Origin of the sequence: Enterococcus sp. DIV0756 (genome assembly GCF_051710745.1) — a bacterium.
GTDB lineage: Bacteria > Bacillota > Bacilli > Lactobacillales > Enterococcaceae > Enterococcus_A.
On record NZ_JBIOLF010000001.1, the window covers coordinates 1,128,775 to 1,155,416 of the forward strand.

Genomic DNA, 26,642 nt, shown 5'->3' on the forward strand with positions numbered 1-26,642 from the left:
GTGAAGAGATCACCTAAACCAAAAAGTGCCAAAAGGCAAATGCTTAGTAAGATTTTCATGATTTTAGTGTTTTTGGTCGGTGTACTCGTGATGATGTATCCATTTTACATTAATGCGGTGAATGATTTTATCGATCAAAAACGGATGGAAGAGGTTCAACGACAAAATAAAGAACAAAATAAGGAACAAGTACGTAAAGCCAAGGAACGTATGAAAAAACGGAATGAGGAGCTGAAAAAGAATGGTCTTGTGCCTAAAGCTCCGCAATTTACAAATAATAATGAACGAAAAATCGTAAGCGACGATTACATTCGTAAGCATTTGATCGGAGCGATCAGCATCCCTGCGATTGAAGTAACGTTGCCTTTGTTCGACACGACCAATGAAAAGCTGCTTCAAGAAGGAGCAACAGTTCTACAAGGGACCTCTTTTCCAACAGGCGGGGAAAATACGCACTCAGTTATTTCTGCTCATAGCGGATTGCCCGAAAAAAAATTATTCACTGATTTAGAAGATGTGAAGATAGGTGAGGTCTTTGTGATTACACTGTTCGAGGAAAAGCTGGCTTACGAGGTAGATAAAATAGACATTGTTGAGCCAAAAGATACCTCAGTAATCAACATCGAACCTGGACGTGATATTGTCACTCTTTTGACTTGTACTCCGTATATGATCAATAGTCATCGCTTATTGGTAACCGGTCATCGGGTGCCCTATACGGAAAAAATGGCGAAAGCAATCAAAAAAGCGGACGATTCAAGAAAATTAAAGCAACTACTGATTTTAGTCGGTGTCGGATTGACCATCTTCTTATTACTAATCGGCATCTATCGCGCGATCCACATCTATCTCTTGAGGAAACGTCGCTTTAATCTGAATCTTCTTCGCACAGATCGCCTGGAAAATGCGTTAGCGGGACGGGAATTTGCGATGTATACGAAGAATGGTAAGCGACCCGTGCAGAGACAGGGAATTCCGCTGGTGACCGTGACAGACGAGGAAGGACGGGCACGGTTCGAAAATATTCCCGGCGGCGTTTATTGCATCAAAGATAGTGAGGGGATTGGATTCAATGTCGGTATTAAAAAGCTACGTCAAGAAAAAATAAGTCTCTATCTAACCAAACAACAAAAGGGATATATCTTTACGAAAGAGAATGCTGTTCAGATCAAAAAATAAGGTCATTGCCAACTGGCAATGACCTTTTCCTTTAGATTAAGGATAAATGATTATCCGCATCTTGTTGTCTGATCGTTGTATTTTTACTTTGTGATTCTAAGAACGCAATCAGTGATTCTTTTGTGTTATATGTATCTAGAATGTGATGGATGGTATCACAGCCTTCAATGCGAATCCCCGCATCATTATCACTACCATAATTATAAATAACTGCTGAAGGATGACAGGTAATCTGCATTTCATGAGCAATTTGCTGGTCTGTTAAAAAGGCTTCCTGAACAAACGCAGAGCGACGGTCTTCTAAAAACATCTCTAAGTCTCCGCCGACCTTTGAGAACAGTTGGATCGCCAACTTTTTCGAGTAAGGCTGTTTTTGCTCGCCGACCGTTTTTTGCAACTCGACTAAGAAGTCACGTCCCCGTTTTTTCCCTTGGAGATGCGCGGCTTTAACGTCCAATGCAGCTGAGTGAATCTCCTGCGACAGCTCCGTTCGCAAATTGAGGTCCTTTTCAGAGGCGCCAATACGCTGCATGAATTCTGAAACGGTTTTTAGATTCATGATAGGAATTAAGCGTAATTGGATTTTCATGTCATATTCATTAATTAAATCAATAATTCTACGTTCGATCGATAAACATTTTTTTCCAATTGGATTTACAAATAAATAAATTTCGATCACTGGGGCCCCTCCGTTTCTTTATTTTTTTCCTTGCTGAGCACCGACGGCTCGAGCAATTTTGTTTTGTGTTTTTCGATAAGGAAGCTCAAACTTATTAAGGAAGCGGCTAAAATCAGCTTCAGCAAAGCTAGAATCAGGGACTTCCAACTCTAATTCGTAATCATGCTGATCACTGTACCAGCTTTCATCCAACGCAAGTTTTCCTTCAGGAATGATAAATTCGGCACGTTTTGTGATTAATTTCCCAATCATAGTCAAGTCTAAGAGTCCGATAGTTAATTTTTGGATTTGACCTAAAATTTCAACAGCTTGCGGCGTAAATTGCTCTTTGCTCACTGCTAGGTCTGCTTCATCCAACGATAAATCATCAGTGATTTCCAATAATCCGACAGCTTGCGGAACCTTCAAAGTAGCTTCGGCTCTATCGGCAAAGCATCGAATTCTCAACCCCATACCTTGCTGCTTTAATTGAAAGTCAGCGGTATCGAAATAGAGATTCGTTTGTATTACAAATTGATCATCTGTAACATTGTAGTAATGTAACAATTCCTCGTAGTCATTTTGAGTTAACATACTCTTGAATTCGATTTCAATTTCTTTGCTCAATCTTATTTTACCTCTGATCTTGGAAAAATCCTATTATAAGACATCCTCACATAGAATAACCTATATAGTCAAACGATTAGAACTAATTCCATGAAAATGTTAGTATTTTGTAATATTTGTCAATGAAGAAAAATGTGACAATTCTTTCTATCGAAAGTTTATGATAAGATAAGTAAGAATGGAAAAAGATCGGGGGATTTGCGATGGAGAGAGATTGGGAAACATTTCTTGCACCCTATGAATTAGCAGTTGCTGAACTAAAAATAAAATTACGCGGATTACGTAAACAATATCGAACAAGCGGTGATCATGTTCCGATTGAATTTGTGACCGGACGGGTGAAACCGGTAGAGAGTATTCTTAACAAAGCAGAACTTCGAGGGATTCCTTTGAATCGTTTGGAAGATGAAATGTCTGATATGGCGGGAATGCGCATTATGTGCCAGTTTGTAGAGGACATTCCGCTAGTTGTAGATATTTTACGGCGGCGAAATGACATGAAGATTATTCAAGAACGAGATTATATTACGAATCGAAAGGCCAGTGGGTATCGTTCCTATCATTTAGTCATCGAGTACCCGGTTCAGATGTTAGAAGGCGAGAAGAAGCTGCTGGCAGAGATTCAAATCAGAACGTTGTCAATGAATTTTTGGGCTACGATTGAGCATTCGATGAATTATAAATATAAGGGACAAATACCGGAAGATATTCAAAGACGCTTATTCCGTGCGGCTGAAGCAGCCTATCAGTTAGATGAGGAAATGTCTAGCATTCGTGGTGAGATTCAAGAAGCACAACATGTATTCAATCGTAAGGAACAGAAAAAGGAAGTGGGATTGCATGGGGTTAAGGATCGGAATCATCCATAATCAAGAAGAAAAATCGATTCGAGTCCTACAGCGCTTACGCGGGCTGTTGGCAGATAAGGATGACTTAGAAATCGTAGATCGTGACCCGGAATTGGTGATTACGATCGGTGGAGACGGGACGTTACTGTCGGCATTTCATCGATACAATCATCGCTTGGATGAGGTTCGTTTTTTAGGTGTTCATACAGGACATTTAGGTTTTTATACGGACTGGCGGGACTATGAACTGCCTGAATTAGTGAATAGTTTGAGTTGTGATCAAGGCAAGAGTGTGAGTTATCCATTACTGGATGTCGTCTTAACAACAATAGACGGGGAGCAAAAACACTTTTTGGCTTTAAATGAGTCTACGATTCGAAAAGGGAGTCGTACGATGGTAGCAGATGTTTATATTAAAGAAGAGTTATTCGAGCGTTTTCGAGGGGATGGCTTAGCGATTTCTACACCAACTGGCTCGACAGCTTATAATAAAAGTGTTGGTGGAGCAGTAGTCCATCCTAGCATCAATGCGATGCAATTAGCGGAAATTGCTTCACTGAATAACCGCGTTTTTAGAACACTTGGCTCGCCTAGCATCATTGGGTCGCATGAATGGATTGATGTTCGGCTGAAAAGCAATGAGCAGCACTTAATTACTATTGATCAATTGGATATCAATCGAAAGGGTATCACGTCGATCAAGTATAAAATCGCCGAAGAACGGATTCACTTTGCTTCGTTTCGGCACATGCATTTTTGGCATCGAGTAAAAGATGCCTTTATTCGAGAGGATTAATTTTGTGGAATTCAAATGGACTTACCAAGAACCAACGGAATCGCTTGTACGAACCTTCTTAAAACGCCAAGGAATCTCAAAAAAATTACTGGCGAAAATCAAATTTCAAGGTGGAAAAATTTTAGTAAACGAGGAAGAACAAAACGTCTTGTTTTCTTTAAAGCCCCATGATATTGTAACTGTTGTGATTCCGGATGAGGAACCCCATGAAACACTATTGGCCGATCATGTGCCGATTGAGATCGTTTTTGAAGATGAACATCTATTAGTAGTCAATAAACCAGCAGGCATTGCATCTATTCCCGCGCAATACCATCCTCGAGGAACCATGGCAAACCGAGTGAAAGCTTATTATGTGGAGCAGGGTTATGCTGATCAGGTGGTGCATGTCGTTACCCGCTTGGATCGGGACACCTCTGGCTTGATGCTTTTCGCAAAGCACGGCTTTGCCCATGCGAAGCTGGATCAAAGTCTGCAAAAAAAACAATTCATCAAAAAGTACCAGGCGTTGGTTTCTGGTGAAGTGGAGACACTAAAGGAACACGGAAATATTTCGTTGCCAATCGGTCGAGATTTATCGTCCTTATTAAAGCGCCAAGTGATCGAAACCGGCCAAAAGGCGGAAACGGAATATTGGTTGAAGAAACGAAATGCTTTGTGCGCATTGGTAGATGTCCAATTACATACAGGACGTACGCATCAAATTCGTGTTCATTTTTCAGCCATTGGGTGTCCTTTACTAGGTGATGAGTTATACGCGGGTGCGATGGATCAAGGAATCGATCGCCAAGCGTTACATTGCTATTCATTAACTTTCCCTCATCCCTTCAAGCGTGAGCAGCTTTCTTTTGAACTGCCACTAGCCGCTGATATGTTAAAAGTAGCAAAAGGGATTCAGACGAATTAGTTATTAAGCAATGTTTTACGTATGAGTAAAGAAAAATAAATAAATAGGATATATGAAACAAGCAGTTTAACAGAATGGTATTCGAAACGAGAAAAGGTTTATTTTTTCAACGAAAAAATAATTCATTAAAACGAGGTAGGTTGCCAGTTCTTCTCTGAGCAGTGAGGTGCGTATGAGTAAAGAAAAGCAAATAAAAAGGGATACAAGAAACAAGCAGTTTAGCAGAATGGTATCCGGGTCGAAAATCGAACTAATTTTCCCAGGGAAAATTAATTCTTAAAAATGAGCGAGGTTGCCAGTTCTGCTTTAAGCAGTGATTTGCGTATGAGTAAAGAAAAACAAATAAAAAGGGATATAAGAAACAAGCAGTTTAGCAGAATGGTATCCGAAACGAGAAAAGGTTTATTTTTTCAACGAAAAAATAATTCATTAAAACGAGGTAGGTGAGATTGATGGATGAAAACCAAGAAGAGCTAGAAATACATTTCCAACAATTACGGGAGGAACTGGATCAGAATGATTTACAGGCTTTCCGTGATCATTTTTTGGAAATGCATTTTTATGATCAGGGACAATTTTATCAATCATTAAGCCAAGAGGAACGTCAACTCGTTTATTCTTATCTATCACCCAAAGAGTTGGCAGATATGTTTGACGTCATTGAAGAGGACGATGAACATGTGGATGAATATTTGAATGAAATGCGTCCGCAATATGCTGCAGATATGCTTTCTGAGATGTACACAGATAACGCGGTGGATTTACTGAATGAGCTGGATAAAAAGACAGTAGCGAAGTTTCTAAGCTTAATGGATTCTGAGCATGCGAACGAGGTTCGAGAGCTCCTCCATTATGAGGACGATACAGCGGGGTCATTGATGACCACCGAGTTTGTTTCAATTGTTGCGAATCAAACTATGCGCTCTGCCATGTATGTTTTGAAAAAAGAGGCCCAAATTGCTGAGACAATCTATTATACTTATGTAGTGAATGATGATAATCAGCTAGTTGGGGTTATTTCTTTGCGTGATTTGATCGTCAATGATGATGACACAATGGTTTCTGATGTGATGAGTGAACGGGTCATTTCTGTTCATGTTGGTGATGATCAGGAAGATGTTGCTCAAACTTTCCGTGATTATGACTTTCTTGCGCTACCGGTAACGGATTACGACGATCATTTATTGGGAATTGTAACGGTTGATGATATCATTGATGTTATTGATGATGAAGCGGCTAGTGATTACTCTGGTTTGGCGGGGGTCAATGTCGAGGAAGTGGATGAAAATCCCGTAAAGGCAGCCTCTCGGCGTTTGCCATGGCTGATTACGTTACTATTTCTTGGGATGACGACAGCAACTTTGATCAATCATTACGAAGCCCTTGTTAGTAAGGCGAGTATCTTGGCAGTATTTATCTCGCTAATTACTGGAACAGCCGGAAATGCTGGAACACAGTCCCTTGCAGTCGCGGTAAGACGACTGGCGATTTCTGATGATGATGAGAAAAATTTTGGAAAATTGGTTGTAGGCGAAATTTTAACGGGATTAGTGACCGGATTCGTAACCGGAGTAACGATCTTTATTATTGTCGGGATTTGGAAGCATAACTTTATTCTTGGTTTTGTGATCGGGACCGCAATGATGGCGGCTATAACTGTCGCGACGTTAGCCGGCAGTTGGATTCCAATGATTATGGAGAAGCTAGGATTTGACCCGGCTGTAGCCAGCGGACCATTCATTACCACCTTGAGTGATTTGACGAGTGTACTGATTTATTTCAATATTGCAAGCCTCTTTATGGAGCGATTTATCGGACAATGATTGATGAGTAAAAAGACATATGCTGAAAGTAGTGAAAAAATTTGAAAAAAGCTTATGCCATTGTTATACGTAATGGGCTAATTTTATTAGTCCGACGCCAAGGTGTGCCAGTCTGGGATCTGCCAGGTGGCGATCTTCTTCCTAATGAAAATGAGCGTGAGGGCATACAGCGCCTAGTTAAGGAGCAGCTTTCATTTGACAGTACAATTGAAGATTTAATTGGCATTTATACAAAAGAGCATCATGATGATGTGACCTATGTCTATAAGGTGAAAGAGCAGGTTTCACAAAGCAAAATGGAATCCCAAGATTACGTGGCGTTTAATTTCTTCGATCTTCAAAATTTACCCCTTAATATTTATCCAGAGAGGCATCGTCAGATTAAAGATTATAAAAGTAGACGTTATCCTGTGCGTCTGCGTTTTAAGGAAAATCGCTGGTTAATCCGCATTGAAAAATTTATCAAAGAACGAAAAAAAGAGAAGTGACTCAAACGAGTCGCTTCTCTTTTAAATAGTCACGATTTTTGTACCATGAAGTTCACTAACCCCTATCGCGTCTGCAATTCGTTCCGCGTTATCTGCAGTGATGCCACCACCAGGCAAAATAATGATCCGTCCAGCTGCGTAATCGACTAATTCTTTCAAATGAGGCAAGTTATCCTCGATGGAAGCGGTCAATGGACCGCCATGAGTCAGAATGCGATCAATCCCCAAGCGTGCAAACCAATCGATGGTTTTAAATTGCTCTTCTTTAGAGAGCTCATCAAAAGCCATATGGAACGTTGTTAACAATCCTTCGCTATTGCCCAGCAGCATTTCTAGGGCTTCTTCATCCACCTCATTTTCTTCAGTGAGACAGCCGAAAACAACTCCATCAGTCCCTGCATTTTTTGCATGAATCAAATCATTTTCCATAATCTTTAATTCAATATCATTATAAACAAAATCTCCACCGCGAGGGCGAATCATGGTCATGACAGGTACATGCTTTTCACCAGCATAGGCCAAGACTTCTTCGATTACGCCCATGCTTGGAGTCGTTCCGCCAACAGCGAGATTATCACATAATTCGATTCGTCCAGCGCCAGCTTGGATAGCTTTGGGAATATCGGTATAATTTTCTGCGCAAAATTCTTTAATCATGATTGTATCCTCCAATTTAGCTCATTCATTTTAATAAAAAGTGATGATTACGACGTCTAGTTTAGCACATCTTGACGATAGTAGGAATAGATGAACTATGCTATGATAGGAGAGCGAAAAGGAAGTGAAAAGATGCTTAAAAAAATTGATCGGGGCGCCTTATTTTTGGAAAAGCAGCAAAAGATATTTCGTTGTCCAAAATGCCACCGAGAAATGACTCAAAAGGAAAAAAGCTTGATTTGTGTAAATGGGCATCGGTTTGATCTAGCAAAAAAAGGGACGCTCTATTTTTTGGATCATCAGATAAAAACAGAATATGACAACGAAATGTTTGCTCCCCGTGGACGGATGATCCGGTCGGGCATGTATCAACCAGTGATCGAGAAAATCGCGGACGTGATCCAGCTAGGGAATATGCTTGATGTCGGCTGTGGTGAGGGAAGCTTTTTGCAGCAGATCAATCAATTAAAGGCCAATCCAGTGAATATCGGTTTTGATATCGCCAAAGAGGGAATCTATTTGGCTAGCAATCAACCGGTGGATGCTTTCTGGTGTGTAGCTGACTTGACCAACCTACCTTTTACAGATCAATCATTTGATACGATCTTAAATATTTTTTCTCCTTCACATTACCGTGAATTTAAGCGAGTGATGAAGCCAGATGGATGTGTAGTCAAAGTAATTCCTCAAGCTGGATACCTGAAGGAGCTTCGAGCAGTGTATCATCCTGATGGAGAAGCCTATTCAAATGAAGCGGTAATTCAACGTTTCACAGAAGAACTTCATATTGACCATCGTGAACGTGTGACTTATGAATTTCAGATACCGGAAGAAAATCGTTTAGATCTATTAGAAATGTCGCCCTTGGAATGGCAGGTTTCAGCGGATGTAAAAAGCAATTTAGCAAAAAATCCTTTAAAGACGATAACGGTTGATATTGAAATATTAAAAGGACATTAGAGAATACGCTTTCATTCAAATTACTGAAAATAGAAGGTTGCATTTGTGACTTCGTGATGTTATAGTACAAACAAGTTGTTTTTCATTGGTTTTTATCAGGTTCCTGTTCTGATAAAAGTTAGTGAAAAGTGCTTCACTAACGTAGCGACTCGCCGTGCTAGACACCGAGTTGGTACGTTTTTTTTTTGCGAGTTTCACTTCGCGTCTTTAGCGTGATTAGTGGAATCGTATGCGAAACGGAGCTGGAAGCATTTTTCGTTTTTTTGAAAAATACATCATTACGAAATTGAGGTAGCTGTCAGTTCTGCTTTTTGCAGTTTTGCTTAATTCGAGAAGGATATAAGGTGTGAACGTCTTACCTTTTAACGAGCGGTTTAGCAGAATGATATGCGTACGAAAATCGCTTCATTTTTCCGATCTTTGGAAAAATGATTTCTATATTTATGAGATAGCTGCGAGTTTCACTTCGCGTCTTTAGCGCGATTAGTGGAATCGTATGCGAAACGAAGATGGAATATTTTTCGTTTCTTTGAAAAATACCTCACTATGAAATTGAGATACCTGTCTGTTACACTTTTCTGAATTTAAACTACTTAATAAGAACGTCTTATTGAATGAAATATTTAAACTAGATTGAGGGAAATAATCATGACAAATCATATCGTATTATTTGAACCACAAATTCCCGCGAATACGGGAAATATTGCACGAACCTGTGCGGCAACGAACTCACCGCTACATTTGATTGAACCTTTGGGATTCTCAACGGATGATAAGCACTTAAAACGGGCAGGTCTGGACTATTGGAATGACGTGAATATCACTTATCACAAAGATCTGTCGGCATTTCTTGAATACTTGGGAAATCAACAACTTCATTTGATTACTAAGTTCGCGAATGCGACCTACTCAGAGATTGATTATACAGATAATGCTGATCACTTCTTTATGTTTGGGAAAGAAACAACGGGATTACCAGAAGAATTTATGCGGGAGAATGAGGACAAATGTTTGCGAATTCCAATGAACGATGAGCATGTTCGTTCATTGAATCTTTCAAACACTGTTGCTTTGGTGGTCTATGAAGCGTTGCGTCAGCAAAATTTTCCAAATTTGGAATTGACGCATCATTATGAAAACGATAAGTTAGATTAGATAATAAGGACTTGGAAAGGGATTTTTATGAAACTTTATTTTACTCGTCACGGAAAAACCCGCTGGAATCAAGAGAAACGTTTCCAAGGAATGATGGGGGACTCGCCACTATTGCCGGAAAGCTTAGAGGCAATCAAGGCGTTAGGTATGGAATTAAAGGATATCCCCTTTGAAAAAATTTATACAAGTACGTTAAAGCGAGCGTATTTAACGGCTGAAGGGATCAATAAGCAATTGTCTCATCCGACTGAAATTGTTCGATCAGAGGATTTGCGGGAACTCGGTTTAGGTTCTTTAGAGGGACAATTGATTCCAGTCATTGAAGAACGTTACCCGAAAGATATGGTGAATTTACGCCATCATCTAGAGCTTTACGACCCAACCCCATTTGAGGGAGAAAAGATTGAAGATATGCTGAAGCGAATCAATGATCTAGTCGAAAAAGCGGTGGCTGAAGCAAAGGAAGGCCCATTACTTTTTGTCGGTCACGGTGCCGCCTTAACAGCGGCGATTCAAGCGTTAACTGGAAAACCATTAAGTGAATTACGTGAAATGGGCGGACTATTTAATAATAGTTTAACGATTTTAGAAGCTGATAGCAGCAAGCCACCGTACCAAATGCTACAGTGGAATGATGTGAGTTTTTTAGAAGGTACAGGGACCAAACCAGATTCCTTATTATAGGCAGAAAGGCGGGCGCAAAATGTCAGAAGAACAGCTATACATCGTAGGGACACTAAAGGCGATCTTTTTTCAAAACCCTAGTAATTTCTATAAAGTCTTGCTAGTCAAGGTTAGTGAGACCAATAGTGATTATCTTGAAAAGGAAATCGTTGTTACGGGAAGTTTCGGCGATATGCAGGAAGATGAAGATTATCGCTTCTTCGGACATTTTGTCGACCATCCTCGGTATGGCAAACAATTTTTAGTCGAAAGCTATGAGCAGGCGCATCCGACTTCAGCAAACGGTTTGATCAACTATCTTTCAAGCGAAAAGTTTCCCGGTATCGGCAAGATAACTGCTGAAAAGATTATTGAAGTTTTAGGTGAAGATGCCATTGATCAAATTATGGAAAACCCTGCTGTATTGGCGCAGGTTCCGAATTTGAATGCGAAAAAACAAAAGGTAATTGTTGAAACGATTCGGCAGAATCATGGCATGGAGCAAATTATTGTTGGCTTGAGTCGCTATGGTTTTGGCAGTCAGCTTTCATTTGCCATTTTTCAAACCTATCGAAATGAGGCTTTAGAAGTCATCGCAGAAAATCCGTATCAATTAGTTGAGGATATCGAAGGGATCGGATTCAAAAAAGCAGATAGTTTAGCTGAGCAATTAGGAATTGCGGCAGATAGTCCGCAACGGATTCGTGCAGCGATTTTTCATCAGGTTAATGAGGACGCCAATCAAAGTGGGGATACTTATGTCGAAGCACAACAATTGCTGACCGAAGTTTTGCAGCTTTTAGAAACGACTCGTCCTGTTGAGATTGCGCCGGATCAGATTGCCACTATGATTATTCAATTGGTTGAAGAAGAAAAAATTCAACAAGAAGCAACAAGGATTTACGAAAATACCTTGTTTTATAGTGAGTGGGGAATCGCTTCTTCGATCGAACGTTTATTGGCGCGAAAAAAGGAAATTAATTATTCGCAAAAAGCGATTGATAAGAATCTAAGAATCATTGAAAAGCAATTGAAGATCACGTATGGAGATTCACAGGATCAGGCAATTAAAGAAGCAATTCGTTCTCCGCTATTTATTTTGACAGGTGGTCCTGGGACGGGGAAGACTACCGTCATCAATGGCATCGTTAAACTATTTGCAGAGTTGAATGATCTTTCGCTAGATCCAAAAGATTACACGCAGGCTGTTTTTCCAATTCTATTGGCGGCACCGACAGGACGTGCTGCAAAGCGGATGAACGAAACAACAGGACTACCAGCAAGCACGATCCATCGCTTGCTGGGATTGAATGCCAATGATGAAACACCCGATATTGATGCTAAAGAACTGGATGGCGGTTTGCTGATCGTTGATGAAATGTCGATGGTGGATACATGGCTAGCGAATACTCTGCTAAAAGCCATCCCTGATAATATGCAAGTCATTTTTGTAGGGGACAAGGATCAGCTGCCATCAGTTGGACCGGGGCAGGTTTTTCATGATTTACTGCAGATCGAAGCCATTCCTAAGATGGAATTGACCGATATTTATCGGCAAGGGGATGGGTCATCGATTATTCCTCTAGCCCATGAAATCAAAGACGGAAAACTGCCACAGGATTTTAGAAAGAATCAACAGGATCGTTCGTTTATTGCCTGCCATGCTTTTCAGATGGAGGAAGTGATCAAGCAGGTCGTTGAACGTGCGAAGAAAAAAGGTTTTACCGCCCAAGACGTACAGGTCTTAGCACCAATGTATCGCGGACCAGCCGGAATCGATGCCATCAATAAAATGATGCAGGAAATTTTTAATCCCAATGACGGCAGAAAAAAAGAAGTGCAGTGGAACGATGTTGTCTATCGAATTGGTGATAAAGTCCTACAGTTAGTTAATAACCCCGAGTTAAATGTGTTTAATGGCGACATGGGGATCATTGTCGGAATCATTCCAGCAAAGGAATCTGAGGATAAAGTCGATGAACTGGTGATCCAGTTTGATAGCAATGAGGTCAGCTATAAGCGCACAGAATGGAATAAGATTAAACTTTCCTATTGCTGTTCAATTCATAAGTCACAAGGCAGCGAATTTAAAATGGTTCTTCTACCGATGGTTAAACAATATTCGCGAATGCTGCAACGAAACCTATTATATACAGCTGTTACGCGAAGCAAAGATTTATTAATCTTGTTGGGAGAAGAAGAAGCCTTTCAAGCCTGTGTCACCCGGGAATCAGCCGTAAGAAAAACAACATTGATTGAACGAATCATGAAAGAAAACAACGGAATTCCGGAAAAGCCAAAAGCGGAACCGTTTGAAGCTGTTAAAGAGAAGCAACCGACGATAAATGAACCGACAATTCTGACCCCTAAATTAATTGCCGCTCAAACAATTGATCCAATGATCGGAATGGAAGATGTTACACCTGCGATGTTCATGTAAAAAAGGACTGAAAAATAAATCCGCGGATTTATTTTTCAGTCCTTTTATCTGCGTACCAAATATATTGTGTGGCTGTAGAGAAGTTCATATCAAAAGAGCGTTCTCCCATGTCTTCGCCGTCTGCTTGACCATGCTGAGGAACGACGGAGACGATTCGTATTTTACTGCTAGTAAAATGCTGATAGTGTTTATTTCCCATATGTTTTTTTCGAACAAGCTGAATTAAAAAGCGCAGGATAGCGAGAAGATTTGGTTTCTCAACAACGACCAAATCAATCGTGTCTTTTTTAGGATCAGCCATTGGTGCGATCGCCACTCCGCCACCGAAATAAGGAATATTTGTTGTCGTGCATAAAAAGGTTCGTTCAAAACTCAATGACTGGCCGTTTAGTTCTACTAGAATAGGGAACGTCTTTTGTGTAAAGATCGCTTTGACTAAATACAGTGCATAAGAGGCAGATCCTAGATGATATTTATTCAACACCTTTTTTGAGGTAGAGGCATTCGTCGTTGCAACAATCAATGCATCTAAACCAATTCCAACATTGTTTAAAATGATTCCATGCTCTTCACGAATTTTTTCCTCGTAATGAAAAACATTGATCGGTTGTGGTTTTAATGCCGTCGTAATTTGCTCGAAGGCTTTCTCCGGTTCACGTGACAGACCAATTCCTCTTGCAAAATCATTTCCAGATCCGGCCGGAATATAGCTGACAGGGAGTTGAAGATCTAAAGCAAAAAATTCATTCACTACTTGATGAAGTGTTCCATCGCCACCGATCACCACCAATAAATGAAAGGAATTATCAATATGATCCTTCTCACAGGTATCTGACCATGGGCTTAGCAATTCTGCGAGACGGTCTACGATGGCTCTTTCATCGCCAGGTTCTTCAGTATAGTAAGGGGTATATGTATAATCTCCGTCATCAAGCAACTGGATAATTTTTTCTGCTGTCTTTGCCGCGTTTCCGCTACCTGCAGCAGGATTGATTAAAATGTGATAGTGAAAATTCATGTCCTCGATCCTTTCAAAAACTGATTATAACAGAGTCACGAAAGGAACAGTAGAAAATTGATCATTTTTTTCGGAAAGCTGATTTGCGTACATCTATTTCCACACGAGTATGGCTAATTTTCGTAAATATTCTTTGCTTCATTATTTTGGTGATACGTGACTAATGAAATGCTCTCGATAGTTTATCAAAATTGTATCCTTTGAGCCTCAGATGATACAATTAATTTGTAAAACCGTTTTGTAAAAAAGGAGAATTAGCAATGCGATTAGGAATCGATGATGAATTAGAACTGCTCTATAAAAAGGCAGAGTTGGAAGGGGAGGCGATTATTAGGGATCGATGGACTTCTGGGAACTACGGATGTTGTAGTACTCGAGCACCATTGATTGAAAAATATAAGATTAAAAATGAAAGTAAGGAAATATCACTTTATCTATGGGGGAATCAAGTGGTGAAAGTAAATCCTAAAAACCAAAGAACAACTGTAAACACTGAGTATGAATCGACGAACTATGAAAAAAAGATCATTGAATGGTTTGTTCAAAAAGCACAAAAAGCTTAGAAGTTTCCAGTATCTATTCATCTGTTAAGATATTTTATAGTGCACTTTCTTTAGAGTGAGCAAGTAATTATGGGCAGTCTAATTAACAAGTTGATCCATACTTAAAAATAGTACTTTCAATTTAGTAGGGGTTAAAGTAGCTATAGTATTCTAAATGCCAAAAATATCGTGTAAACGTTTTTATAAAATTTGATTAAGAAAATTTATGATGTTATCATTTTATTAAGCAGTAAATAATTATTTTTTGAATATCTTTAGGGTTATGCATAGACTAGGAAAAATGAAAAATGTAGGGGGCAGTATTATGAAAAGAAGAAGGTTTTTGGTCATAGTTTTAGTTATCTATTTAATGTTTTCTCAGTTGGCGGGAACGGTTGCTTATGCAGTCGCAAAAAATGATTCACAGGGATCGTCAGCAAGTAGTACAGTAATCGATTCTACCGATTCATCAACGGCAGATATCTTACAAACAGTACCTGAGAGTCCCACTTCAACTGAAAAGACGGAGGAATCCATTCTCACTGATGAGTCGACAGGAGATACGGAACAGACGAAAGATTGGATTGCTGAAGGAGAGTTTGGTAATAGTGCTTGGCATATTACAAGTGATTTTACCTTAGTTATTCAAGCTGGAAAACTTGCTGATACGGAAGGTGAATCTCCATGGGTATCTTATAAAGATAAAATTCAGAAAATTCAGATCGAAGGTGAAGTCACTCTAGGAAGCGAGTCGAGCCATTTATTTCAAGGGTTAACGAAGCTTGTTGAAATTGATTTGATTGAAAATCTGAAAGTCGCACAACCGACAAAGATGAATCATTTTTTTGAGGGCTGTGAATCACTAAAAGAGTTAGATTTTTCGAAATGGGATACGAGAGAAGTAACGGAGAATGAAGCTTTTCTAAACAAATGCGACAAACTAGATACTATTGTTATAGGTGTTGATTCGATTTTTCGACCTTACGAAGAGGAAGCGCAAGAAGAATCAGAGCAAGGCTCATTTATCTGGAAAGGACAACAACAGGGCAAAACATTTAAAAGTATTCCGGAGTTATTAACTAATACCGATGGGGATTCTGATGTTTATTCGAAAGAGCCTGCTCCAGAAAAAGCAGAGATCACTCTAAAATACCTAGATGAAAATGAGAAAGAAATCCACGAAAGTAAAATAGTAACCGGATTAATTGGAGAAAGCTATGATGTTGGTAACGAAGAGTATCAACTAAAAATTGATGGCTATTTACTGGATGATAGTCGATTACCGAAAACAAAAGGAACATTTCAAGAAACAGAACAGACCATTGTTTTCTATTATAAAAAAGTCGCTTCACGTGCGAAAAAAACCGTTGATAATCCAAGTGTTCTTTATAAGTCTTACGTTCAGAAGACAGGTTGGCAAGATTTTGTGAAAAATGGTGAACTATCTGGATCTACAGATCAAAAGAACACTATAGAAGCAGTAGAAGTCAAGTTAGAGGACATTGATGAAAATAGTGGAATCGAGTATCGAACAGCTACAAAACAAGATGGCTGGGAAAAGCAATTTACAACTGATAGTCAAATGAGCGGAGTACCAGAAAGTGGAAAAAAACTTGAAGCGATTCAACTTCGCCTTACAGGTGAAATTGCCAAGACCCATGATGTTTTTTATCGTGTAACTTCCGAAACTCTTGGGAAGCTTGGTTGGGCAAAAAACGGGGAAAGTGCTGGAACGGAAAACCTAGACTATGGTTTACAATCCATCGAAGTTAAATTAGTTGAGAAAGGGAAGAATGAGTTAGAGAGTAGCCCTAAAGCATTTGTCCGCCTGCCGTCAGTAGCATATCGTTCACATGTAGAGTCGATCGGATGGCAGAACTATGTTAAGGATGGACAGCAATCAGGAACAAGCGGTCAAAAGAAACGTTTAGAGGGTGTTCAGGTTCGAATAGAGAATACTAGTTTAGATGGCGGCATTCAGTATCGAACACATATCCAAGATATCGGTTGGGAATCCTCATTCAAGTCAAACGATGCAGTCTCTGGGACGACAGGTAGAGCTAAGAGATTGGAAGCGATACAAGTTAAACTAACAGGGGATATCGCCAAGTATTTTGATGTTTACTATCGTGTGCATGCTCAAGGGTTTGGCTGGCTTGATTGGGCGAAAAATGGAGAAAGTGCTGGAACAGAAGGATTGGCCTATCGCTTAGAATCGTTGCAGATTCGCTTGATAAAAAAAGGCTCTAATGAATTAACCAGTAGTCCAAAAGCCTTTGTGAAGAAGCCAGTATTGTCTTATCGTTCACATGTAGAATCCTCTGGTTGGCAAAAATATGTAAAAGATGGGCAAATTACTGGGACGAATGGACAAAAGAAAAGATTAGAAGCAATTCAGATCAAACTGGAAAACAGCGGATTGTCCGGCAGTGTTCAATATCGAACGCACATCCAATATGCTGGTTGGGAATCTTCTTTTAAATCCAATAATGCTGTTTCTGGAACAACTGGTCAGGCAAGAAGATTAGAGGCTGTTCAAATAAAACTAACTGGAGACATTGCTAACTATTTTGACATCTATTATCGCGCTCATGCACAATCACTGGGCTGGCTTAGTTGGGCGAAAAATGGAGAAAGTGCTGGAACAGAAGGAATGGGTTGTCGAATGGAAGCACTGGAAATCAGATTAATGCCAAAAGGTTCCAATCAATTAACAAGCAATCCAAAAGCATTCGTACGAGCACCAACAGTATCTTATAGAACACACGTGCAAGGCATTGGTTGGCAGAATTATGTGAAGAATGGTCAAACGGCGGGGACTAGCGGTCAAAGGAGACGGGTAGAGGCAATTCAGATTCGAACGGAAAATACAACCCTTACAGGCGGTATTCAGTATCGAACACATATCCAAAATATTGGCTGGGAGTCTTCCTCTAGGTACAATAATGCCGTTTCTGGAACGACGGGACAGGCTAAGCGACTGGAAGCAATTCAAATACAGCTTAATGGAGAAGTTGCTAAGTATTTTGATGTCTATTACCGAGTGCATGCGCAAAACTTTGGTTGGTTAGGTTGGGCGAAAAATGGAATGAACGCGGGAACGGAAGCATATGGTTATCGCTTAGAAGCGATTCAAATCAAATTAGTACCTAAATGGGGCACACCACCATCGCCGACATCAAATACTTACAAAAAGAAACCATCAAAACCTACTCTTTCCAGTTTTCTAGGAACAACAAAAAGTAGAGTTTTAAACGAGTTATTGAGGCATCAAAATGATTGGTATTACCTTACAACTCCTTTCGTAGGTACGCTAGGGAATAATGCATCTGTAATGAGTCCACGAGGAAATCCGACAAGTTATGGTCCTGGAATGAACTGTACCGGCTTTATTGCTACTGTGACAAGAAATGGTGGCGGGAACCTTTCAAATATTACACGGAAATCCAATAGATATGGCGGACCTTGTAATGGCTATAATTGGCGTGATGCGTTAGTACCAACTGTTCAATACCATAGTTATCGAACAGTCAGCGACATGTTAAGAGGAGGGAAAGCAGAAAAAGGGGATTTGATTTATTTTGAAGCAGATTTTTCTCGACCAAATCCTGACTGCCATCTCGGATTTTTCTGGGGAAATTCTCCTTCTCAGGATCGTTTTTGGCATCAAACGTTCCCAGCAAATAAAATGTCAAACATTTATTCAGCAACACCTTATTCAAAAGTTTATCTTTTCAAATTGTAATAACTCAAGAAAAGCAGCTAAAAAAGGGCTGCTTTTTTTGTTGTCTGGATTTTTTTGTGTGGGCATGCTGAAAGTTGACTTCTTTGAGTAAACACCGTATGCTGTAAAAGGTTCTCAGCGGTTCATCAACCATCCCGCTTTAAAAAAACTCGGAGAAAGAAGGACAATTATGAATATGGTAGAAAGAAAACGCGTCACTTTAGTAGTGACCAATGGTATTATTATGGCGCTCTATTTAGCGCTAACGATTTTAGTGTCACCAGTTGCATCAGGAGCGATTCAATTTCGTATCTCAGAAAGTTTAAATCACTTAGTTGTATTTAATCGAAAATATTTATGGGGCATTTTTGGCGGAGTTGTCGTTTACAACGCGATCTTCGGTATGGGCTGGCTCGATGTCGTTTTTGGCGGCGGGCAAACCTTACTAGCGTTAACATTGACAGCTGTTTTACAAAATGTCATTAAAAATACAAAGGTTCGTTTGGCTTTGAATGTGGTATTCTTCAGTGCCAGCATGTTTCTAATAGCCTTGATGTTGAATCTGACAGCACAGCTACCTTTTTGGCCTACGTATGGTTGGACGGCCTTAAGCGAAGCGATCATCATGACGATTTCGGCACCAATAATGTACTATCTAGATAAGCGTTTGAATTTTGCAAAACAAATATAAAAAAAGCGGCGGTCCTAAATTTTAGGACCGCCAACTTCTATTTTAAAAGATTAATCTTGCATGGATAGCGCTTCAACCTCTTGGATTTCAAAATGTTTGCGTTCAAGATGGTCAATAATTTGATTCATTTTATTCTCATCTACACCAGCGGGTAAAGTGAAAAGAGTGCGCCGACCTTTGAAATCTTTACCAACATCTAACGTGATGCAGCTGGCGATTGTCGTAAACTTCGAGATGATCTTTGCCATTGCGGCTAAGTCACCACGTTTGCCAGTAGAAACAACAGTGATCACATAACTCCCGGTTTGAATATTCCAAGATTGAGAGAGCATATTTAATAGTGTACTGTGAGTTAAGATACCATAGAAATGATGATCCTCATCTAACACAGTAATATATGGTAATTCTTTAATTGTGAAAAAGATTTTGAAAAAAGAAGTATCTAATGAAATAAATTTTGTTGCGTTTTTCAGCAAATGAGTAACAGGCAGATCCATGTCGCCACCATTTGCTTTGTGCCGGTAAATGTGCATTTTGTAAATATTGCCTCGGAAAATTTGATTGCTTTCATCAAGGATTGGAACACAGCGAAAACCGGTGCCTTCTAATATGTCCAATGCCTCTTGCAACGTCGTTGACTCATTGATCGTTGTCAAATTCTCTTTGGGATAAACGAGACTTTTTAATAACATCCAATAACCCTCCAATAAAGCGATTCATTCTTTCATCATATTATCATATTCTGCTAGAGAAAGAAATTTATTTTAGCAACAAATCCAATCCATAAAACGGGTGCGAAAGAAACGTTTATTGTTGGAATGGAAGATTGACAGACAAAAGGATAGATGATAATGTAACTATGTGACTTTGTGAGGATGCGAAGTCAATCTAGCTTAGAATACATTAATAGGAATTAGGATGCCAGTCCAACTTTTAGCAGGAGGCATCGTGTCATGACCTAAAGGATCAAAACTAAGGTGATTAAGGGATGCTTCACTTAGTTGGATGGTATACGGCATGACAAACAAACTCATTTTTTATTAGAAAAATGAATACATCAATAGGAATAAGGATGCCAGTCCAACTTTTAACAGGAGGCATCGTGTCATGACCTAAAGGATCAAAACTAAGGTGATTAAGGGATGCTTCACTTAGTTGGATGGTATACGGCATGACAAACAAACTCATTTTTCATTAGAAAAATGAATACATTAATAGGAATTAGGATGCCAGTCCAACTTTTAGCAGGAGGCATCGTGTCATGACCTAAAGGATCAAAACTAAGGTGATTAAGGGATGCGCCACTTAGTTGGATGGTATACGGCATGACAAACAAACTCATTTTTCATTAGAAAAATGAATACATCAATAGGAATTAGGAGTAGATCGCTATGGCAACGAAGAAAGCGGCTCTAGCCTGCACTGTTTGTGGTTCGAGAAACTATACAAAATCAGTGAGCGAAGGCAAACGCGGAGAGCGTTTAGAGATTAATAAATTTTGTAAACATTGTAATCAATACACGATACATAAAGAAACGAAATAGGGGGATTATCAATTGAACTTTTTACGCAGTGTCAGAGAAGAAATGAAGCTTGTTTCATGGCCTTCAAAAAAACAATTACGTCATGATTCATTGGTCGTTATCGAGACAGCGATTATTTTTGCTTTGATGTTTTTCATCATGGATACAGCGATTCAAGCACTGATCAATTTGATCATTCGCTAGTAGCCAATTCAAAAAAAGCATGTTATACTGTTTGAGAGAAAAAACCTTGGGATTGCTGAGGTTTTTTTATTTTAGAACGAGGAGCCGATGGCGAAAATGGAATCTTTTGAAAAACAATGGTATGTGTTGCATACTTATTCCGGCTATGAAAACAAAGTAAAAGCAAACTTAGAATCACGTGCACAAAGTATGCGGATGGAAGACTATATTTTCCGTGTAGTTGTCCCAGAAGAAACAGAAACGGAAGTAAAGGGCGGTAAGGAAAAAGAAATCGTCCATAAAACGTTCCCTGGCTATGTCTTAGTAGAAATGGTCATGACCGATGATTCATGGTATGTGGTTCGTAATACACCAGGTGTAACAGGATTCGTTGGTTCTCACGGTGCCGGAAGCAAGCCAGCGCCATTGATGCCAGAGGAAATTAACCATATTTTGCGTTCGTTAGGTATGAGCACACGTCAACATGATCTAGAAGTTGAAGTTGGGGAAACGGTGAAAATCATCGAAGGTGCTTTCGCTGGTCTTGAAGGTGTGATCACTGAAATCGACGAAGAACGTGACAAGATCAAAGCGAACATCGATATGTTTGGTCGTGAGACAAGCACTGAATTAGACTTTGATCAAGTCGATAAAATTTAAGTATCTATTCGCCGAGGTGGCTGCCTCGGCTTTTCTTTTTTTGCCAGTTATGCTTTTCGCAGTTGTTGAATGCTGAGCTATAAGTATCAAATATTGTAGTAGTTATGGTACAAGTTGTTTAGCAAAATGGTATGCGTGGCGAAAATCAAAATCATTTTTCTGGTCTTTATAAAATGAATACCTCGAATCGAGATAGCTGCTAGTTATGCTTTTCGCAGTTTATGAAAAACAGACTTGAAATAAACGTGTTGCTAAATTTCTACAAAGTTCTTAGCTTACAGTTGAGTTGTTCAATGGTTGTGCCTATAGTAAGGAGAAATACAAGATATAGATAGTGAAGTGAGGTAAAGCAGGATGAAAAAAGTATTTTTTAGTCTTTTTGCATTAGCGACAGTCTTATTACTTGTTGGCTGTGGTAACAATCAAACGAAAGACGCAGAAAAAACATCAGCTTCTGCAGTAACTGGCCAGAAGGTTAAGGACACCTATTCGAAAAGTAATGTTCCAACAGTCTTTATTCACGGGTATGGCGGAACCCTCAATTCTTTTGGTGGGATGATCCAACGATTGTCTAGTGAAGGAAAAACAAAGAAAGAAATGGTGATTACGGTTCAGCCAGACGGAGCATTGAAAGTCGATGGACAGTTAAGCAAGAAAAAGGACAATCCGAGTATTCAAGTTTTATTTACCGCAAATAAGGATACTGAATGGAATCAAACGGAGTGGATTTATGGCGTCCTAAAATATTTGAAGCAGCAAGGTGTAGAGCAGGTAAATTTGGTTGGACATTCAATGGGCGGAGTTAGTTCTTTACGCTATTTGACGACCTATGGTCAACCAAACGATGCGTCAACCATCAAGAAATTTGTCTCGATTGGTGCGCCATTTAATGACTTTACAGAATCATCTGAATCAAGGGATGATGTATTGAACAAGGGTCCGAACGTACAATCCAGTCGATACACGGATTATCGAAATGGGATTACCAACGTTCCTAGCACCCTACCGGTATTGTTATTGGCAGGAAAATTGGATGCCAGCACAGCGTCTGATGGCACTGTCCCGCTTAATAGTGCGCTGGCAACCTATTCGTTATTGAAGGCACACGGAAATCCTATTACGTATCAAGTTTTCACTGGTGCCAATGCACAACACAGCCAGTTGCATGAAAACTCTTCTGTTGATAAGGCAGTTGCAAGTTTTTTGTGGGAAAAATAGTGCCTGATTATAGCAATAAAATAGGACGTTATCGTTCAGAAGACAAATTACTTGCTTACTTTTTGTAAGAGTATTAAGATAACTCATGTATTCAAAAGAAAGAAGGATTTATCATGACTTATCAAGCAAGTAACGAAGAACATCCAATTGAAATTGTAAACATTGCTTCACTTGAAGGACGCGTAAAAGAGCGTATGGAAAAAGGTGCGTTTGGTTATATTCGCGGCGGTTCTGAAGACGAATGGACAATGAAAGAAAATACTTCTTCATTTAATAATAAAACGATCATGCCGCGGGTTCTACGTGGAATTGATCATGCTGATTTGAGCACAAAACTTTGGGATATTGATCTTGCAACACCAATTATTCAAGCACCATCGGCCGCACAAGGCTTAGCTCATGAAAAAGGCGAAGCGGATACTGCTAAAGGGGTCGCTGATGCTGGTTCGATCTTTTCGATTAGTACCTACGCTAATACAACGGTTGAAGATGCGGCTGCCGCAGCACCAAATGCACCACAATTCTTCCAATTGTATATGAGTAAAGACGATGGATTTAATGAATTTATTTTAGATAAAGCTGTTAAAGCCGGAGCAAAAGCCATTATTCTAACTGCAGACTCAACACTTGGCGGATACCGTGAAGAAGATATTATCAACAACTTCCAATTTCCGCTACCAATGCCAAACCTAGCTGCTTATAGTGCACAAAGTGCTAGCGGTGACGGTGAAGGAAAAGGCATTGCAGAAATCTATGCGGCAGCGAAACAAGGTTTAGTTCCAGAAGATATCAAGAAGATCAAAGACTTAACAAATTTACCCGTTTTTGTTAAGGGAATCCAATCACCTGAGGATGCGGAAGTGGCGATCGCAGCTGGTGCGGATGGTATCTGGATCTCAAATCATGGTGGTCGTCAATTAGATGGTGGCCCTGCATCATTCGACGTGTTGCCATTAATTGCTGGTGTCGTGAATAAGCGTGTGCCTATCGTCTTTGATAGTGGTGTACGTCGCGGCGAACACGTCTTTAAAGCCTTAGCCAGCGGTGCTGACTTAGTTGCTATCGGACGTCCGGTGATTTATGGATTGAATCTTGGCGGAGCGGAAGGGGTAAAATCGGTCTTTGATCATTTGAACAAAGAACTGTCTATCACGATGCAACTTGCAGGGACAAAAACAATTGAAGAAGTAAAAAATACCAAACTTCATAATGCATAATAGTTTTTCAAAGACTTTATCAAGAAATTCGTTTTTCTTGATAAAGTCTTTTTTTTTCATTTTTCTTGCGCGCGCTTTCTTTTTCGGTTATTATGTATATAATATTTAGGCTAACCTAAAATAGAAAGAAGGGATAACTATGAATAGGATTCGGGTAGAAAATTTATCCGTTGCTTATCGCGGGAAAATCGCTTTGCGGCAGATTGATTTTGAACTAGTGCCTGGAAAATTAACGGGGATTGTAGGTCCAAATGGGGCCGGAAAATCTACCTTGATGAAGGGAATCTTACAACTAGTAAACATTCGGTCAGGAAAAATTTCGTATGGTGATCAGCCGTTAGCAAAACAAAGAAAGAAGATCGCTTATGTGGAGCAACGACAAGATATTGATTTAAGCTTTCCTATTGATGTTTTCGGAGTGGTATTGTTCGGAACCTATCCGCATTTAAAGATGTTCCAACGCCCAGGAAAAAAAGAAAAAGCTTTTGCCTACGAATGTTTAGAAAAAGTAGGTTTAACAGAATATGCCGATCGTCAAATCAGCGAATTATCTGGCGGACAGCTTCAACGTGTCTTTATTGCACGAGCGCTGGCGCAAAAAGCAGAATGGATTCTATTGGATGAGCCGTTTGCTGGAATTGACGCAACCAGTGAGAAGATCATTATTGAATTATTAAAAGAAATACGTAACGAGGGAAAATCAATTGTGATTGTCCATCATGATTTGCATAAAGTCACCGATTATTTTGACGAAGTAATTCTGCTGAACAAGGGTTTGATTGCCTCAGGACCGGTTGAGCAAACGTATACGACGAGGAATATGGAGAAAACCTATGGTAGTGAAATTACGCAAATGCTAAGAAATGGGGGTGCAAACTTTGCTACATGAATTTTTTAAAGGATTAATCGACTATCAGTTTTTACAAAATGCATTGATCACTTCGATCATGGTAGGAATCTCAGCAGGAGTCATTGGGTCATTTATTATTTTACGAGGGATGTCCTTGATGGGTGACGCCATTTCGCATGCTGTTTTACCAGGTGTCGCGATATCGTACATGCTGGGCAGTAGTTACATCATAGGTGCGACCATTTTTGGGATTTTCTCAGCAGCGTTGATTGGCTTTGTTGGAAAGCATACAAGGTTAAAAAATGATACTGCTATCGGGATTGTTTTTAGTTCCTTTTTTGCACTAGGCATCATTTTGATTTCATTTGCCAAAAGTGCCACCGACCTTTATCACATTCTTTTTGGAAATGTGCTGGCGGTAAGGGATTCAGATATGTATTTAACAGCAATCGTCATGGTAATCGTTGTCTTGGCTGTCGGGATTTTTTACAAACAATTGAAATTAACCTCTTTTGCTCCGACAATGGCGCAGTCTTATGGGTGGAATATTAGTTTGATCAATTATGGCTTGATGTTTCTACTGACGTTAGTGGCAGTTACGTCTCTGCAAACGGTTGGAACGATTCTGGTTATTGCGATGCTGATCACCCCGGCTGCTACAGCCTATCAGTTAACAAACAAGCTTTCAGTAATGGTGGGTTTGTCTACTTTATTTGGCGTTTTAAGTGCCATTATCGGTTTGTATTTTAGTTATAGCTACAATCTTCCTTCTGGTGCAACAATCGTGATGACAGCGGCAGTCTTTTTCATCGCAGTTTTTCTTTTTTCACCTAGCAAAGGTTTGATTCAACAATTACGAAAGGAACGAGCATATGAAGCATAAAAAAATACTTTTCGCAGGGATCATCGGACTATTGCTCCTTGCAGGCTGTGGAGCCAAAAAACATGATAATAGCGAAGCAGGAGACTCAGAAAAACTATCTGTAGTGGCGACAAATTCGATCATTGCGGACATGGTTAAGGAAGTTGGTAAAGATCAGGTAAGTATTCATAGCATTGTACCAGTCGGAACCGATCCTCATGAGTATGAACCGCTGCCGGAAGATATTAAGAAAGCAAGTGAAGCAGAGATCGTTTTCTATAATGGCTTGAATTTAGAAACCGGCAATGGTTGGTTTGATAAGCTGATGGAGACAGCAAAGAAAAAAGAAAACGAGGATTATTTCGCTGTCAGCAAAGAGGTGACACCAATTCATTTAAGCGGCAATAGTAAACAAGAAGATCCTCACGCCTGGCTGGATATTTCTAATGGTATTTTGTATGTGAGGCAAATTCAGGCAGTTTTGAGTGAGAAAGATCCAGATAATAAAGGGAATTACGCCAAAAACGCGGAAGCCTATATCCAAAAGTTGGAAGAATTAGATGCTTCAGCCAAGGAAGAATTCGCGGATATTCCGAATGAAAAGAAATTATTAGTAACCAGTGAAGGGGCGTTTAAATATTTTTCCAAGGCCTATGAGTTAACCGCGGCCTACATCTGGGAAATCAATACAGAAAGTCAAGGTACACCAGAGCAAATGAAACAGATCGTTGAGAAAGTCCGCGCGTCTAAAGTACCTTCATTATTTGTTGAAACAAGTGTAGATAAGCGCAGTATGGAACGATTGTCAAAAGAAGTCGACTTGCCAATCTATAGTGATCTATTTACGGATTCTTTAGCGAAGAAAGGTGAAACAGGAGATAGTTACTATAGCATGATGAAATGGAATTTAGATAAAATTCACGAGGGATTGATGAAATAGAAAAAGCAGCTGA

26 protein-coding genes are annotated in these 26,642 nt (G+C 39.7%); 21 read left to right on the top strand and 5 right to left on the bottom strand.

Annotated features, from left to right (window positions below):
• On the top strand, positions 1 to 1,179 hold the full coding sequence (locus IGI44_RS05400) for a class C sortase (RefSeq protein WP_438786782.1): 1,179 nt from the start codon (positions 1 to 3) through the stop codon (positions 1,177 to 1,179).
• A gap of 31 nt (positions 1,180 to 1,210) precedes the next feature.
• Here IGI44_RS05400 and IGI44_RS05405 read toward each other — a convergent pair whose 3' ends face one another.
• Positions 1,211 to 1,858 (bottom strand): DsbA family protein, encoded by a 648-nt coding sequence (locus tag IGI44_RS05405; RefSeq protein WP_438786783.1) that lies wholly within the window; start codon positions 1,856 to 1,858, stop codon positions 1,211 to 1,213.
• Positions 1,859 to 1,876: 18 nt separating this feature from the next.
• Positions 1,877 to 2,464, bottom strand: a complete 588-nt coding sequence (locus IGI44_RS05410; RefSeq protein ID WP_438786784.1) for a CYTH domain-containing protein — start codon at positions 2,462 to 2,464, stop codon at positions 1,877 to 1,879.
• Between the two features lie 203 nt (positions 2,465 to 2,667).
• Between IGI44_RS05410 and IGI44_RS05415 the strand changes: the two genes are divergently transcribed.
• The 5 genes from IGI44_RS05415 (at position 2,668) to IGI44_RS05435 (ending at position 7,326) form a co-directional block, all read left to right on the top strand.
• The gene (locus IGI44_RS05415) at positions 2,668 to 3,333 is read left to right on the top strand and encodes a GTP pyrophosphokinase (RefSeq protein WP_438786785.1); all 666 of its coding nucleotides are present in this window, start codon (positions 2,668 to 2,670) and stop codon (positions 3,331 to 3,333) included.
• The gene (locus IGI44_RS05420) at positions 3,305 to 4,108 is read left to right on the top strand and encodes an NAD kinase (protein WP_438786786.1); all 804 of its coding nucleotides are present in this window, start codon (positions 3,305 to 3,307) and stop codon (positions 4,106 to 4,108) included. The genes IGI44_RS05415 and IGI44_RS05420 overlap by 29 nt, the downstream gene beginning before the upstream one ends.
• A 4-nt stretch (positions 4,109 to 4,112) precedes the next feature.
• On the top strand, positions 4,113 to 5,015 hold the full coding sequence (locus IGI44_RS05425; protein WP_438786787.1) for an RluA family pseudouridine synthase: 903 nt from the start codon (positions 4,113 to 4,115) through the stop codon (positions 5,013 to 5,015).
• A 452-nt stretch (positions 5,016 to 5,467) separates the two neighbouring features.
• Positions 5,468 to 6,838, top strand: coding sequence for a magnesium transporter (gene mgtE, locus IGI44_RS05430; RefSeq protein WP_438786788.1), 1,371 nt, complete (start codon positions 5,468 to 5,470; stop codon positions 6,836 to 6,838).
• 41 nt (positions 6,839 to 6,879) lie between these two features.
• A complete protein-coding gene (locus IGI44_RS05435; protein ID WP_438786789.1) occupies positions 6,880 to 7,326 on the top strand; it encodes an NUDIX hydrolase in 447 nt (148 codons plus the stop codon).
• Positions 7,327 to 7,347: 21 nt separating this feature from the next.
• On the opposite strand, the gene IGI44_RS05440 is transcribed toward IGI44_RS05435, so the two are convergent.
• Complete coding sequence (locus IGI44_RS05440; RefSeq protein WP_438786790.1) at positions 7,348 to 7,983, bottom strand: copper homeostasis protein CutC; 636 nt, start codon at positions 7,981 to 7,983, stop codon at positions 7,348 to 7,350.
• A 132-nt stretch (positions 7,984 to 8,115) separates the two neighbouring features.
• Between IGI44_RS05440 and IGI44_RS05445 the strand changes: the two genes are divergently transcribed.
• From IGI44_RS05445 to recD2, 4 genes are all read left to right on the top strand, one after another.
• On the top strand, positions 8,116 to 8,943 hold the full coding sequence (locus IGI44_RS05445; RefSeq protein ID WP_438786791.1) for a putative RNA methyltransferase: 828 nt from the start codon (positions 8,116 to 8,118) through the stop codon (positions 8,941 to 8,943).
• 648 nt (positions 8,944 to 9,591) lie between these two features.
• A complete protein-coding gene (gene trmL, locus IGI44_RS05450; RefSeq protein ID WP_438786792.1) occupies positions 9,592 to 10,098 on the top strand; it encodes a tRNA (uridine(34)/cytosine(34)/5-carboxymethylaminomethyluridine(34)-2'-O)-methyltransferase TrmL in 507 nt (168 codons plus the stop codon).
• Between the two features lie 27 nt (positions 10,099 to 10,125).
• Positions 10,126 to 10,782 (top strand): histidine phosphatase family protein, encoded by a 657-nt coding sequence (locus IGI44_RS05455; RefSeq protein ID WP_438786793.1) that lies wholly within the window; start codon positions 10,126 to 10,128, stop codon positions 10,780 to 10,782.
• Positions 10,783 to 10,801: 19 nt separating this feature from the next.
• Positions 10,802 to 13,201, top strand: a complete 2,400-nt coding sequence (gene recD2, locus IGI44_RS05460; RefSeq protein ID WP_438786794.1) for an SF1B family DNA helicase RecD2 — start codon at positions 10,802 to 10,804, stop codon at positions 13,199 to 13,201.
• A gap of 28 nt (positions 13,202 to 13,229) precedes the next feature.
• Here recD2 and IGI44_RS05465 read toward each other — a convergent pair whose 3' ends face one another.
• A complete protein-coding gene (locus tag IGI44_RS05465; RefSeq protein WP_438786795.1) occupies positions 13,230 to 14,219 on the bottom strand; it encodes a diacylglycerol/lipid kinase family protein in 990 nt (329 codons plus the stop codon).
• Between the two features lie 260 nt (positions 14,220 to 14,479).
• On the opposite strand from IGI44_RS05465, the gene IGI44_RS05470 reads away from it, so the two are divergent.
• The 3 genes from IGI44_RS05470 (at position 14,480) to IGI44_RS05480 (ending at position 19,176) form a co-directional block, all read left to right on the top strand.
• A complete protein-coding gene (locus IGI44_RS05470; RefSeq protein ID WP_438786796.1) occupies positions 14,480 to 14,782 on the top strand; it encodes a hypothetical protein in 303 nt (100 codons plus the stop codon).
• Between the two features lie 304 nt (positions 14,783 to 15,086).
• The gene (locus IGI44_RS05475) at positions 15,087 to 18,506 is read left to right on the top strand and encodes a MucBP domain-containing protein (protein WP_438786797.1); all 3,420 of its coding nucleotides are present in this window, start codon (positions 15,087 to 15,089) and stop codon (positions 18,504 to 18,506) included.
• Positions 18,507 to 18,675: 169 nt separating this feature from the next.
• Positions 18,676 to 19,176 carry a QueT transporter family protein gene (locus IGI44_RS05480; RefSeq protein ID WP_438786798.1) on the top strand — a complete coding sequence of 167 codons (501 nt, stop codon included), beginning with the start codon at positions 18,676 to 18,678 and terminating at the stop codon, positions 19,174 to 19,176.
• A 50-nt stretch (positions 19,177 to 19,226) separates the two neighbouring features.
• Here the strand turns inward: IGI44_RS05480 and cbpA are convergent, their stop codons facing one another.
• Positions 19,227 to 19,868, bottom strand: coding sequence for a cyclic di-AMP binding protein CbpA (gene cbpA, locus IGI44_RS05485; RefSeq protein WP_438786799.1), 642 nt, complete (start codon positions 19,866 to 19,868; stop codon positions 19,227 to 19,229).
• A gap of 699 nt (positions 19,869 to 20,567) precedes the next feature.
• On the opposite strand from cbpA, the gene rpmG reads away from it, so the two are divergent.
• The 8 genes from rpmG to IGI44_RS05525 all read left to right on the top strand — a co-directional run bounded on the left by rpmG (position 20,568) and on the right by IGI44_RS05525 (position 26,629).
• Positions 20,568 to 20,720, top strand: a complete 153-nt coding sequence (gene rpmG, locus IGI44_RS05490) for a 50S ribosomal protein L33 (protein WP_010739830.1) — start codon at positions 20,568 to 20,570, stop codon at positions 20,718 to 20,720.
• A gap of 12 nt (positions 20,721 to 20,732) precedes the next feature.
• The gene (secE, locus tag IGI44_RS05495) at positions 20,733 to 20,903 is read left to right on the top strand and encodes a preprotein translocase subunit SecE (RefSeq protein ID WP_010746478.1); all 171 of its coding nucleotides are present in this window, start codon (positions 20,733 to 20,735) and stop codon (positions 20,901 to 20,903) included.
• Between the two features lie 96 nt (positions 20,904 to 20,999).
• Positions 21,000 to 21,542, top strand: a complete 543-nt coding sequence (gene nusG, locus IGI44_RS05500) for a transcription termination/antitermination protein NusG (RefSeq protein WP_438788923.1) — start codon at positions 21,000 to 21,002, stop codon at positions 21,540 to 21,542.
• Between the two features lie 354 nt (positions 21,543 to 21,896).
• Complete coding sequence (locus tag IGI44_RS05505; RefSeq protein WP_438786800.1) at positions 21,897 to 22,760, top strand: alpha/beta fold hydrolase; 864 nt, start codon at positions 21,897 to 21,899, stop codon at positions 22,758 to 22,760.
• A 113-nt stretch (positions 22,761 to 22,873) separates the two neighbouring features.
• The gene (locus IGI44_RS05510) at positions 22,874 to 23,977 is read left to right on the top strand and encodes a lactate oxidase (RefSeq protein WP_438786801.1); all 1,104 of its coding nucleotides are present in this window, start codon (positions 22,874 to 22,876) and stop codon (positions 23,975 to 23,977) included.
• A gap of 139 nt (positions 23,978 to 24,116) precedes the next feature.
• Complete coding sequence (locus IGI44_RS05515; RefSeq protein WP_438786802.1) at positions 24,117 to 24,866, top strand: metal ABC transporter ATP-binding protein; 750 nt, start codon at positions 24,117 to 24,119, stop codon at positions 24,864 to 24,866.
• Positions 24,856 to 25,710, top strand: a complete 855-nt coding sequence (locus IGI44_RS05520; RefSeq protein ID WP_438786803.1) for a metal ABC transporter permease — start codon at positions 24,856 to 24,858, stop codon at positions 25,708 to 25,710. Before IGI44_RS05515 ends, IGI44_RS05520 begins: the two co-directional genes overlap by 11 nt.
• Positions 25,700 to 26,629 carry a metal ABC transporter substrate-binding protein gene (locus IGI44_RS05525; protein ID WP_438786804.1) on the top strand — a complete coding sequence of 310 codons (930 nt, stop codon included), beginning with the start codon at positions 25,700 to 25,702 and terminating at the stop codon, positions 26,627 to 26,629. Before IGI44_RS05520 ends, IGI44_RS05525 begins: the two co-directional genes overlap by 11 nt.
• The last annotated feature ends 13 nt before the right edge of the window (positions 26,630 to 26,642 follow it).

Coding starts and splice junctions, on each gene's coding strand:
- IGI44_RS05415 (WP_438786785.1), top strand. CDS start 2,668: ATGGAGAGAGATTGGGAAACATTTCTTGCACCCTATGAATTAGCAGTT.
- IGI44_RS05420 (WP_438786786.1), top strand. CDS start 3,305: ATGGGGTTAAGGATCGGAATCATCCATAATCAAGAAGAAAAATCGATT.
- mgtE (WP_438786788.1), top strand. CDS start 5,468: ATGGATGAAAACCAAGAAGAGCTAGAAATACATTTCCAACAATTACGG.
- IGI44_RS05440 (WP_438786790.1), bottom strand. CDS start 7,983: ATGATTAAAGAATTTTGCGCAGAAAATTATACCGATATTCCCAAAGCT.
- IGI44_RS05445 (WP_438786791.1), top strand. CDS start 8,116: ATGCTTAAAAAAATTGATCGGGGCGCCTTATTTTTGGAAAAGCAGCAA.
- trmL (WP_438786792.1), top strand. CDS start 9,592: ATGACAAATCATATCGTATTATTTGAACCACAAATTCCCGCGAATACG.
- IGI44_RS05455 (WP_438786793.1), top strand. CDS start 10,126: ATGAAACTTTATTTTACTCGTCACGGAAAAACCCGCTGGAATCAAGAG.
- recD2 (WP_438786794.1), top strand. CDS start 10,802: ATGTCAGAAGAACAGCTATACATCGTAGGGACACTAAAGGCGATCTTT.
- IGI44_RS05465 (WP_438786795.1), bottom strand. CDS start 14,219: ATGAATTTTCACTATCACATTTTAATCAATCCTGCTGCAGGTAGCGGA.
- IGI44_RS05470 (WP_438786796.1), top strand. CDS start 14,480: ATGCGATTAGGAATCGATGATGAATTAGAACTGCTCTATAAAAAGGCA.
- IGI44_RS05475 (WP_438786797.1), top strand. CDS start 15,087: ATGAAAAGAAGAAGGTTTTTGGTCATAGTTTTAGTTATCTATTTAATG.
- IGI44_RS05480 (WP_438786798.1), top strand. CDS start 18,676: ATGAATATGGTAGAAAGAAAACGCGTCACTTTAGTAGTGACCAATGGT.
- cbpA (WP_438786799.1), bottom strand. CDS start 19,868: ATGTTATTAAAAAGTCTCGTTTATCCCAAAGAGAATTTGACAACGATC.
- rpmG (WP_010739830.1), top strand. CDS start 20,568: ATGGCAACGAAGAAAGCGGCTCTAGCCTGCACTGTTTGTGGTTCGAGA.
- nusG (WP_438788923.1), top strand. CDS start 21,000: ATGGAATCTTTTGAAAAACAATGGTATGTGTTGCATACTTATTCCGGC.
- IGI44_RS05505 (WP_438786800.1), top strand. CDS start 21,897: ATGAAAAAAGTATTTTTTAGTCTTTTTGCATTAGCGACAGTCTTATTA.
- IGI44_RS05510 (WP_438786801.1), top strand. CDS start 22,874: ATGACTTATCAAGCAAGTAACGAAGAACATCCAATTGAAATTGTAAAC.
- IGI44_RS05515 (WP_438786802.1), top strand. CDS start 24,117: ATGAATAGGATTCGGGTAGAAAATTTATCCGTTGCTTATCGCGGGAAA.
- IGI44_RS05525 (WP_438786804.1), top strand. CDS start 25,700: ATGAAGCATAAAAAAATACTTTTCGCAGGGATCATCGGACTATTGCTC.